The sequence below is a fragment of the Sphingopyxis sp. genome, from assembly GCF_019459305.1.
GTDB lineage: Bacteria > Pseudomonadota > Alphaproteobacteria > Sphingomonadales > Sphingomonadaceae > Sphingopyxis.
In genome coordinates this window covers 1-7,606 of sequence record NZ_JAIBES010000007.1, presented here as the reverse complement: position 1 = coordinate 7,606, position 7,606 = coordinate 1, and the positions used below count along the sequence as shown (strand labels likewise).

The window sequence follows — 7,606 nt, the reverse complement described above, 5'->3', positions numbered from 1 at the left end:
TAATTGGGGGGACTGTCGCCGGACACCCCCCCGGGCGGCGGCCCCCCCCCCCCGAATCGACGTCGGCGGCGAACCAATCAGGAAACGGTCGCTTTGACGATCTTGCCGGGCTCACGCGGCGGCTCGCCCTTGGGCAGCGCGTCGACATTTTCCATGCCTTCGATCACTTCGCCCCAGGCGGTGTACTGATTGTCAAGGAAGCGCGCGTCGTCGAAGCAGATAAAGAACTGGCTGTTCGCGCTGTTCGGGTTCTGCGCGCGCGCCATCGAGCAAACGCCGCGGACATGCGGCTGCGCGTTGAATTCGGCGGGCAGGTCGGGCATCGGGCTGCCCCCCATGCCGGTGCCGGTCGGATCGCCGCCCTGCGCCATGAAGCCCGGGATGACGCGGTGGAACACGACGCCGTCGTAAAAGCCTTCGCTGGCGAGCTGGGTGATGCGCTCGACGTGCAGCGGCGCCAGATCGGGGCGAAGGCGGATAACGACATCGCCGGTGGTCAGCGAAAGGGTAAGGGTCTGGTCGGTCATGATCGGCTCCTGTCAAAAATAATCGCGGTGCCATAGCGATCAACCGCGTCAAAGCCACGCTTTAATTGCCGCAATCGCCTTGCTGACGTTGCCATCTGGCGGTGCCGCGACTAGGGGAAAGGCACGGCCCGCCGACTGCCGTCGGCTCAAACAGGGAGGACCGCGCGATGGATAACCGCGAAGATTCCCGGTCCACCGACGATATCGCCATCACCGACGAGCGCGACCGTGAAGCGGTGGTGCGCGAAACTGAAACCGAACTCGATGAAGACGACCGGCTGAGGCCAGAATTCGTCCGGGACGTCATCGAACTGGCCGAGGCGGGCGAAAGCGAAGCTGCGCGCGAGCGTATCGGCCGCCTGCACCCCGCCGACATCGCCGATCTGTTCGAACTGGCGCGTAGCGACGAGCGCCCGATGCTAGCCGCGGTGCTGGGGAATATGCTGTCCGCCGACGTGCTGGCGGAAATGAACGATTATGTGCGCGAGGAGCTGATCGACCTGCTCGCGCCCGAGCAAGTCGCCGAACTCGCGTCCGAACTCGATACCGACGATGCGGTTGCGATCATCGAGGATATGGAAGCCGACGAGCAGCAGGCGGTGCTCGACGCGATGGAGCCCGAAGATCGCGCCGCGATCGAGGACGCCCTCTCTTTCCCCGAGGAATCCGCCGGGCGCCTGATGCAGCGCGACCTGGTCGCGGTGCCCGAGCATGTCACCGTCGGCGACGTCATCGACCGGCTGCGCGAAGACACCGCGCTGACCAGCGATTTCTGGGAAATCTTTGTCGTCGATCCGATGCATCGCCCGGTGGGCTCTTGCCAGCTAAGCTGGATCCTGCGCACCCCGCGCGACATCGCGATCAGCGATGTGATGAAGCGCGAACAAACGCTGATTCCGATCGACATGGACCAGGAAGAGGTCGCGCTGCGCTTTCAGAAATATGCGCTGATCTCGGCCGCCGTTGTCGATCGCGCCGGGCGACTCGTCGGGATGATCACCGTCGATGACATCGTCCACATCATTCAGGAAGAAGCGGGCGAGGATATTCTCCGTCTGTCAGGCGCCGGTGATGGCGACATCAACGAGCCGATCCGCGAAACCTACAGCGCGCGGGTGCGCTGGCTCGTCGCCAATCTCGGTACCGCGCTGCTCGCATCGTCGATCGTCGGATTTTTCGGCGCGGCGATCGAACAGATGGTCGCGCTCGCGGCGCTGATGCCCATCGTCGCCGGGGTCGGCGGCAACGCAGGGACACAGACGCTGGCGGTGACGGTGCGCGCGCTCGCGATGAACCAGCTCACCGATTCGAACAGCTGGCGCGCCATCTGGCGCGAGATGAAGATCGCGCTGCTCAACGGCGCGACGATTGCGCTGCTCGCCGGTACGGCGACTGCCATCTGGTTCGCCAACCCGCAACTCGGCGCGGTGATCGCCGCGGCGATGGTGGTGAACATCTTTGTGGCGGGTGTGGCCGGGGTGGCGATCCCGCTCCTGCTCGACCGGCTCGATCAGGATCCGGCGGTCGCCAGCTCGATTTTTGTCACCATGACCACCGATTCCATGGGCTTTCTGGCCTTCCTGGGCCTCGCGGTCGCCAGCGGACTGACCACCATGGGCTGAGCAAGATATTGAAATCAAAAGTCGATTCTGCGGGTCCAAAATAATGCGAAAAAAAATTCATCGGCCGCATTTTTTTCGGGAACTTATCTGACATTTGGCTCGTTTCCCATTCGAGCAGCGATCATCGCCCCCCCGCAGCGCTGCTCAGCAACATTGGCCCGGCCCGCATTTCCCTCCCCCCCTCGAAAGCGCGCCGGGCCATTTTGCACCCAGTTCAGAGAGGTTTGAAAAAATGACGAGTTTCCGAGCTATCATTCTCGCCGTTTTGGCAAGCGTTGTCGTCACCGGCTGCAACACCGTCAAGGGTGCAGGCCGCGACATCGAATCGGTTGGTCAGGCTGGCAGTGACGCCATCGACTGATCGGGTCTAGATCACTTACCCTAAGCCTCTTCAAGAGGCTCGACAGGCGCCTCTTCGGCGCCTGTTTTGCGTCGGCGTTGGGTAAACCAGATCGCGAACAGCGACAGTTCGTAAAGCAGGATCAACGGGAGCGCGAGCAGGAACTGGCTGAGAATATCGGGCGGGGTGGCGACGGCGGCGATCGCGAAGGCCGCGACAATCATGTAACGCCGCGCCGACACCAGTTGCTCGCGCGTCACCAGCCCTGATCGCTCGATCAGCATCAGGAAAATCGGCAGCAGGAACGCGATCCCGAACGCCATGATGAACTGCATGATAAAGCTGAGGTAATTGGCCACCGACGGCAGCGCTTCCTGCTCGATCCCGCCCATGTCACCCTGAAAGCCGAGCAGGAATTTCAGCGCGACGGGGACCGTCACGAAATAGGCCAGGCACGCGCCAGCGGTAAACAGCACCGGGGTCGCCAAGATGAAGGGAAGCAACGCGCGCTTTTCTTTGCGATACAGGCCGGGAGCGACGAATTTCCACAGCTGGTTGGCAATCACCGGAAAGGCGATCATCATCGATGCGAACAGCGCGACCTTGATCTGGACGAAAAACGCCTCGAACAGCTGGGTATAGATGATCTTGCCCTGTCCCGCCGCGACGAGCGGCTGGACAAGAATGCTGAATATCGGCTCAGCAAAATAGAGGCAAACGCCAAAGGCCAGCGCTATTGCGACCAGCGATTTAAGCAGCCGCGAGCGCAGTTCGATCAGATGATCGAGCAGCGGCATTTTGCCGCCCGCGCCATCGTCTTCACTGGCAGTAATCGGGGTTTCGGCGGTCATGGCAGTGGACCGTCGCGCGGCGGCACCGCATGTGTTTCGGGTGTTTCGGGTTGCGCGGTCGCCGCAGCGGCTTCGTCCGCATCCTGCTCGCTCGGAGCGCCCAGCGCAGCAGCAGCTTTGGGGGTCGGCGCGCTTACGTCGTCGATCCTCGGAAATTCGCGCATGATCGCGTCATTCTGCTCGCGCCACTGCTTCTCCAGCTCTTCCAGTTCGGCCTCGCGCATCATCGTGTCGAGCCCCGACCGGAAATGCCGCGCCATCCCACGCGCCTTACCCATCCATTTGCCGACGAAGCGCATTGCCTTCGGCAAATCTTTGGGACCGATGACGACCAGGGCCACCACGATGACGAGCAGCAGCTCGGTGGGTGCGACGTCGAACATCGTTTAAAACTTCCCTCCGCCGCCGGACCAGAATCAGAGCTTGTCGTGCTCGGCAGTCGGGGTCGAAATCGGGGCGCCGTCGGGCGCGCGCTGTCCGTCGATATGCTTGGGGGCTACCGGCGGCACATCGTCTTCGGCCATGCCCTTTTTGAAGCTTTTTATGCCTTTGGCGACATCGCCCATCATGTCGGAAAACCGGCCCTTGCCGAACAGCAGCAGCACGAGAATGCCAACCACGAGCCAGTGCCAGATGCTAAAGCTACCCATCTAAATTCTCCTTGAGAAGCTCATCTAGGCTTCTTCGCCGTCTTTTACTAGGTCCAGCTCGCCCATCGCATCGTCAAAAGCGAGGTCAACCGGATCCAGCAGGCCTGCCGCGCGCAGGTCGTCTATGCCCGGCAAATCCTTGCGGCTGCCAAGGCCAAAATGCCGCAAAAATGCGTCGGTTGTTTTGTAGATCAGCGGCCGCCCCGGGACCTCGCGGCGCCCGGCAGGCGCGATCCATTCAGCCTCCATCAGCACGTCGAGCGTGCCCTTCGAGGTCTGGACGCCGCGGATCGCCTCGATCTCGGCGCGGCTGACGGGTTCGTGATAGGCGACGATCGCCAGCACTTCAGCCGCCGCGCGCGACAATTTGCGTGGATCGTCACGCTCGCGGCGGAGCAGATGCGCGAGGTCGGCGGGGGTCTGGAAATGCCAATGCCCGCCGCGATCGACCAGTTCGATGCCGCTGCCCGCGTGGCGGGCGGCAATCGCCTGAATGAAGGCGCGCACGTCGCCGATGCTCCAGTCGTCGCCCAGCCGAGCGACGATCTGCCGCGCATCGAGTGGCTCGTCGCTGGCGAACAGCATCGCCTCTATCGCACGTTCGCGGTCGTCGATCGGGTTCATGCAGCGGGTTGTCCCATAGTCGCGGCCTTCAGGTAAAGCGGTTCGAATGCGCCTGCTTGTTTCAGGTCGACGCGCCCCTGCCGGGCCAATTCGAGCGCGGCGACGAAACTCGAAGCAATCGCAGAACGGCGCAGCGGGCCGTCATAGTCGGGCGGCAGGAAATCGGCGAGTTCGGCCCAGTCGAGCTTGATCCCGATCATCCGCTGCAAATGGTGAAGCGCGGCATCGAGCGTAATCACCGGGCGCCTTGACACCATATGGACGACGGGCTCACTGCGCAGCTTGACCTGACCATAGGCCGCCAGCAGGTCATAGAGGCTGGCATCCCAGCGCCGCAGCTTGACGTCGCGCAGTCCTTCGGGCTTGGCGCGCAGGAACACGTCGCGGCCGATGCGGTCGCGCGCGAGCAGCCGCGCCGCCGCCTCGCGCATCGCTGCCAGCCGCTGCAATCGCAGTTGCAGGCGCAGCGCGAGTTCATCGGGCGACGGCTCCTCGAGCGGATCCTTGGGGAGCAGCAGCGCCGATTTGAGATAAGCGAGCCACGCCGCCATCACCAGATAGTCGGCGGCAACCTCCAGCTTCAGCTCGCGCGCCTCGGCGATGAAGGTCAGATACTGTTCGACCAGAGCGAGGATCGAAATCTGTTTGAGATCGACCTTCTGGCTACGCGCGAGCGTGAGCAGCAGGTCGAGCGGCCCTTCCCAGCTTTCGAGCGACAGTTGCAGCGCGTCGTCACGGTCTGGCGCGGTCGGCGCCACCTCGAAATCGAGCGCCAGTTCGTCCATTGCCCGCTCAGGCAACCGCGAGCAGCGCGTCGCGCTGGTCGACCAACGTGGCAAAGGCGCGGTCATCCGCCACTCCGGAGACACGGTCCATCGCGCCTTCGAGCCGCGCGCGCGACACGGTACTGATCGGAGCAAGCGCATGGGCGATGCCCACCATATCGTCCATCTTGGCCCAGCAATTGAGCGCGATATCGCAGCCCGCGCCGATCGCCGCCGCAGCGCGCGACGGAACATCGCCCGACAAGGCCTTCATATCGAGATCATCCGATATCAGCAGGCCGTGAAAGCCAACCCGCTGGCGGATCACGCTATCGATAATGATCGGCGACAAGGTCGCGGGCCGTTCGGGGTCCCATGCTTCGAATATGACATGGCACGTCATCGCCATCGCCGCATCGCGCAGCGCGGCGAAGGGCGCGAGATCGGTCTGGAGTTCGCGATCGGTCGCGGTGACGACCGGCAGCGCCTCGTGCGTATCGAGCAGCGCGCGGCCGTGGCCGGGAATATGTTTGACGATGCCGACGACGCCGCCATCCTGCAACCCGCCCAGGATCGCGCGGCCAAGGGCCGCAACGCGCATCGGTTCGCTGCCAAGCGCGCGGTCGCCGATGACGTCGCTCGCGCCCGGCTGGCGCACGTCGAGCAAGGGCAGGCAATCCACATTGATACCGACTTCGGCGAGCATCGCGGCGAGCGCCATCGCGTTCAGCCGGGCCGCCTCGATCGCGCTCGCGGGCGCGCGTTCGTAGAGCGCGTCGAAGGTCGCGCCACTCGGAAAGGGCGGCCATTCGGGCGACTTCATCCGCGCGACGCGGCCACCCTCCTGATCGATCAGGATCGGTACATTATCCCGCCCATCCAGCGCGCGCAGCGCATCGGTCAAGCGCCGCAGCTGTTCGCGATTTTCGATATTGCGTCCGAACAGGATATAGCCTGCGGGATCGCTGTCGCGAAAGAAGGCGCGTTCGTCGTCGGTGAGGGTCAGTCCCGACAGGCCGAAAATGGCGGGTATCATTGTGCTTCAAACTCCATCGGCCGCCACCCCCTCATGCGGCTACCACCCATGCAACATGCCATAGTGGCGCCATTGTACCAACGGAGTCTGCGGCCAAACGGGCCGAATCAGCGAACGACGACGCAATTTTCACCCGCAACGCGCAGTTTTCCGCACAAATTTGCGGCGTTAGCAGCGGTCCCGGCTGATACGCGCAGGCGATAGACCGTGCCGTCGCCGACCTTTGCGGGCGACACCGATTTGCTGAGGTCGGCCAGATAGGCAAAGCGCTTCGACAGGTTCGTCCATGCCTTGGCCGCGGCGGCATCGCTGCTGAACGCACCCAGCTGGATCATCGCCGATCCTGCGGCGGCGGGCGCTGCCTTGGCCGCTGCGTCGGGAGTCTTGACCGAGGTGGCGGCGGGCTTCGGCTGAACCTTTGCCGCAACGACCGCCGGTTTGGCTTTCGCTTTTGCCGCAGCGGCCTTGTCCGCCGCCGCCTTGGCGCTCGCCGCTTCGCGCTCCTGCGGCGTCACGGCAGGTTCTTCGGGCATCCGCGTCGGATCGACCGTCCCGGCGGGCTCGGCGCCTTCGCTGGCCGAGAAGCTGGCATCACCCTCGCCTTCAAAATTCTTGGCGCCATCATTCTTGGGCGCGACCTTGTAGTTTCCGTCCTGCGCCGCGATCAACTCGCCCTTGCCGCGCGCACCGCCGTTCTGGACCCACCACAGGCCGCCGAGCACCGTGCCGATCAACAGCAGCCCGCCCAGCACCATGACCAGCAAACGCGCCGACGAGACTTCGCCATCTTCCTCGACCCCGTCGGCGGCTTCGAGCCACGGCAGACGGTCTTCGCTTTCCAGCCCCAGTCCGGCATCGCCCTGGTCGGCGTTTTTGTCCTCGGCCATCACTTCATCTCCTCGAGCGCCTCAACCCCCATCAGGTGCAGCCCGTTACGGATAACCTGCCTGATTCCGTCGGCCAAATAAAGGCGAGTCGCGGTCAGTTCGGGATCATTTGCCAAAATGACACGGGCATCGGGACGATCGTTACCAAGGTTCCACCAGGCGTGGAACGCCGCGGCGGCCGAGCTTGTCGGTGTGGGTCTTCCAGCCGTCCCAGTCGCCTTCGGCCATGCCCTCCTAGATGCTGATGAAGGGGTACTTTTCGCAACACGCCCCCAGGTAAAAGGTTAAAAAGGCAGAGCTCAACC

9 protein-coding genes and 2 pseudogenes are annotated in these 7,606 nt (G+C 63.6%); 2 read left to right on the top strand and 9 right to left on the bottom strand.

Translation table 11 applies throughout. The annotated features are described in order from the left end of the window. Positions 1-77 precede the first annotated feature (77 nt). The gene (locus K0M74_RS00470; protein ID WP_293966852.1) at positions 78-527 is read right to left on the bottom strand and encodes a peptidylprolyl isomerase; all 450 of its coding nucleotides are present in this window, start codon (positions 525-527) and stop codon (positions 78-80) included. A gap of 167 nt (positions 528-694) precedes the next feature. Between K0M74_RS00470 and mgtE the strand changes: the two genes are divergently transcribed. Both mgtE and K0M74_RS00460 read left to right on the top strand, forming a co-directional pair. Further along, positions 695-2,149 (top strand): magnesium transporter, encoded by a 1,455-nt coding sequence (gene mgtE / locus K0M74_RS00465; RefSeq protein WP_293966850.1) that lies wholly within the window; start codon positions 695-697, stop codon positions 2,147-2,149. 232 nt (positions 2,150-2,381) lie between these two features. Next, positions 2,382-2,510, top strand: coding sequence for an entericidin A/B family lipoprotein (locus K0M74_RS00460; RefSeq protein WP_293647339.1), 129 nt, complete (start codon positions 2,382-2,384; stop codon positions 2,508-2,510). Positions 2,511-2,530: 20 nt separating this feature from the next. Here the strand turns inward: K0M74_RS00460 and tatC are convergent, their stop codons facing one another. The 8 genes and pseudogenes from tatC to K0M74_RS00420 all read right to left on the bottom strand — a co-directional run. After that, complete coding sequence (tatC, locus tag K0M74_RS00455) at positions 2,531-3,340, bottom strand: twin-arginine translocase subunit TatC (protein WP_088440734.1); 810 nt, start codon at positions 3,338-3,340, stop codon at positions 2,531-2,533. Further along, a complete protein-coding gene (tatB, locus tag K0M74_RS00450) occupies positions 3,337-3,723 on the bottom strand; it encodes a Sec-independent protein translocase protein TatB (RefSeq protein WP_293966847.1) in 387 nt (128 codons plus the stop codon). The genes tatC and tatB overlap by 4 nt, the downstream gene beginning before the upstream one ends. Before the next feature lie 108 nt (positions 3,724-3,831). Continuing rightward, positions 3,832-3,990: pseudogene (locus K0M74_RS00445) on the bottom strand (twin-arginine translocase TatA/TatE family subunit); the annotation flags it as partial. 24 nt (positions 3,991-4,014) lie between these two features. Then, positions 4,015-4,614 carry an SMC-Scp complex subunit ScpB gene (gene scpB / locus K0M74_RS00440; protein ID WP_293966845.1) on the bottom strand — a complete coding sequence of 200 codons (600 nt, stop codon included), beginning with the start codon at positions 4,612-4,614 and terminating at the stop codon, positions 4,015-4,017. Beyond that, on the bottom strand, positions 4,611-5,399 hold the full coding sequence (locus K0M74_RS00435) for a ScpA family protein (RefSeq protein ID WP_293966844.1): 789 nt from the start codon (positions 5,397-5,399) through the stop codon (positions 4,611-4,613). The genes scpB and K0M74_RS00435 overlap by 4 nt, the downstream gene beginning before the upstream one ends. A 7-nt stretch (positions 5,400-5,406) precedes the next feature. Then, positions 5,407-6,414, bottom strand: a complete 1,008-nt coding sequence (nagZ, locus tag K0M74_RS00430) for a beta-N-acetylhexosaminidase (protein ID WP_293966843.1) — start codon at positions 6,412-6,414, stop codon at positions 5,407-5,409. A gap of 107 nt (positions 6,415-6,521) precedes the next feature. Further along, entirely contained in the window at positions 6,522-7,301 is a 780-nt protein-coding gene (locus tag K0M74_RS00425; RefSeq protein WP_293966842.1) for an SPOR domain-containing protein, read from the bottom strand. Further along, a pseudogene (locus K0M74_RS00420) lies at positions 7,301-7,477 on the bottom strand (DALR anticodon-binding domain-containing protein); the annotation flags it as partial. The pseudogene K0M74_RS00420 and the gene K0M74_RS00425, both read right to left, overlap by 1 nt. Positions 7,478-7,606 lie beyond the last annotated feature (129 nt).

What these genes read in the sequence shown, in the direction of transcription:
- tatB (WP_293966847.1), bottom strand. Translation starts at nt 3,723, where the DNA reads ATGTTCGACGTCGCACCCACCGAGCTGCTGCTCGTCATCGTGGTGGCC.
- K0M74_RS00435 (WP_293966844.1), bottom strand. Translation starts at nt 5,399, where the DNA reads ATGGACGAACTGGCGCTCGATTTCGAGGTGGCGCCGACCGCGCCAGAC.
- K0M74_RS00425 (WP_293966842.1), bottom strand. Translation starts at nt 7,301, where the DNA reads ATGGCCGAGGACAAAAACGCCGACCAGGGCGATGCCGGACTGGGGCTG.
- tatC (WP_088440734.1), bottom strand. Translation starts at nt 3,340, where the DNA reads ATGACCGCCGAAACCCCGATTACTGCCAGTGAAGACGATGGCGCGGGC.
- K0M74_RS00460 (WP_293647339.1), top strand. Translation starts at nt 2,382, where the DNA reads ATGACGAGTTTCCGAGCTATCATTCTCGCCGTTTTGGCAAGCGTTGTC.
- mgtE (WP_293966850.1), top strand. Translation starts at nt 695, where the DNA reads ATGGATAACCGCGAAGATTCCCGGTCCACCGACGATATCGCCATCACC.
- K0M74_RS00470 (WP_293966852.1), bottom strand. Translation starts at nt 527, where the DNA reads ATGACCGACCAGACCCTTACCCTTTCGCTGACCACCGGCGATGTCGTT.
- scpB (WP_293966845.1), bottom strand. Translation starts at nt 4,614, where the DNA reads ATGAACCCGATCGACGACCGCGAACGTGCGATAGAGGCGATGCTGTTC.
- nagZ (WP_293966843.1), bottom strand. Translation starts at nt 6,414, where the DNA reads ATGATACCCGCCATTTTCGGCCTGTCGGGACTGACCCTCACCGACGAC.